The sequence below is a fragment of the Streptomyces sp. NPDC006510 genome, from assembly GCF_040611955.1.
GTDB lineage: Bacteria > Actinomycetota > Actinomycetes > Streptomycetales > Streptomycetaceae > Streptomyces.
This window is the reverse complement of record NZ_JBEXPH010000447.1, coordinates 1-1,602: the sequence shown is the minus strand read 5'-3', so window position 1 is coordinate 1,602 and position 1,602 is coordinate 1. Positions and strand designations below refer to the sequence as shown.

General features: G+C 67.6%; 1 protein-coding gene and 2 pseudogenes. All 3 read right to left on the bottom strand.

The window, feature by feature from the left end; genetic code table 11:
* Positions 1-88 precede the first annotated feature (88 nt).
* The gene (locus tag ABZY11_RS44370; protein WP_356484599.1) at positions 89-583 is read right to left on the bottom strand and encodes a hypothetical protein; all 495 of its coding nucleotides are present in this window, start codon (positions 581-583) and stop codon (positions 89-91) included.
* A gap of 49 nt (positions 584-632) precedes the next feature.
* Positions 633-892 (bottom strand): annotated as a pseudogene (locus ABZY11_RS44365) (IS5/IS1182 family transposase); the annotation flags it as partial.
* Between the two features lie 108 nt (positions 893-1,000).
* A pseudogene (hemQ, locus tag ABZY11_RS44360) lies at positions 1,001-1,490 on the bottom strand (hydrogen peroxide-dependent heme synthase).
* Positions 1,491-1,602 lie beyond the last annotated feature (112 nt).

The window sequence follows — 1,602 nt, the reverse complement described above, 5'->3', positions numbered from 1 at the left end:
CCATCCGCATACCTCACACACCACGGAATACAGCCATTACGGCGAACGCGTCAGGGACTTCGAGAAGGTTCACCCCAACGGGCCGAAGTCAGTAAGGGGTCGTGTGAGCGAGTCCGGCCGTAGCACGGAACACCTTTCCCTCTCCGCCGAGCCGGAGTGTGTCACCTGCGGGAGCGTACACAGCGCGGCCGGGGCCGAGCCCCAGCGAGCGCTTTTCCGAGGTGACGGTCGCTTCACCCCGGACACAGAGCACGATCTGGGGCGCGTCGGCCGTGAGCGCGCGCGGCGCGTCTGTTCGTACGAGGTCGAACCGCGGGAGTCTCAAGTCGTCGACAGGGGCCGGGTACACGTGCTCCCCGGTCTCCGCGTCCCACCGCGCGGTGACGGCTCGGACAGGGAACGCGGTGAAATGGACGATCTCCAGCAGCTCGGCCGCATCCACGTGCTTCGATGTCAGCCCGCAGCGCAGGACGTTGTCGGAACTCGCCATGATCTCCACGCCGAGGCCGGACAGATGGGCGTGCGCGATGCCTGCACCGAGGAACAGCGCCTGCCCGGGTTCCAGCTCCGCATGATTCAGCATCAGGGCGGGCAGCAGGCCGGGATCGTCCGGATGGGCGTAAGAGATCGTCTCATTTGGTGAGTAGGCGGTAGCAGATGAGGGTGCGGGCGATGCTGGTGAAGGCCAGGAAGTGTTCGGCTTTGCGTTCGTAGCGGCGGTGCAGTCTGCGGCAGCCGACAAGCCACGCCGTTGGGCGTTGGTGCGCTCGATGGTCCAGCGGTGTCGTCCGAGTCGTTCGCTGGACTCGATGCCCTTGCGGGCTGTGCGGGGTGTGATGCCTCGGCTGCGGAGCCCCTGGCGCAGGTGGCGGTTGTCGTACGCCTTGTCTGCACTTTCTTGCCGCGATCCACCGGATTCGGACCTGTCAGCTCCCCCTTTCAGGGCCCGAGTCACTGCCCTTGGGACTCACGCGGTCCGCCCGGCTCCGTGTGTGGGTGGTCATGCCAGGCCTGCGATGAGGCCGGTGATGTCCTTGCGGCGGCCGGTGAAGAAGGGCATTTCCTCGCGGACGTGGCGGCGGGCCTCGGAGCCGCGCAGATGGCGCATGAGGTCGACGATGCGGTGGAGCTCGTCGGCCTCGAAGGCAAGGATCCACTCGTAGTCGCCCAGGGAGAAGGAGGCGACGGTGTTGGCGCGCACGTCCGGGTAGCTGCGGGCCATCTTGCCGTGGTCAGCGAGCATCGTGCGGCGCTCTTCGTCGGGCAGCAGGTACCAGTCGTAGGAACGCACAAAAGGGTAGACGCTGACGTAGGCGCGGGGGGGTCTCGTCGGCAAGGAACGCCGCGATGTGGGAGCGGTTGAACTCGGCGGGGCGGTGCAGGGCCATGTTCGACCAGACCGGTTCCAGGGCGCGGCCGAGCCGGGTACGGCGAAAAAGGTTGTAGGCCTCCTGGAGCTGGTCGGAGGTGCCCGCGTGCCACCAGATCATCAGGTCGGCGTCGGAGCGCAGGCCGGTCGGTCTCGGGAGCGGGGCGGGTGGTGCGCGGGCTCTTGGCCCGGATCACTCCGCGCAGGCCGGCCCGGCGCATAAGGCGTTCGAC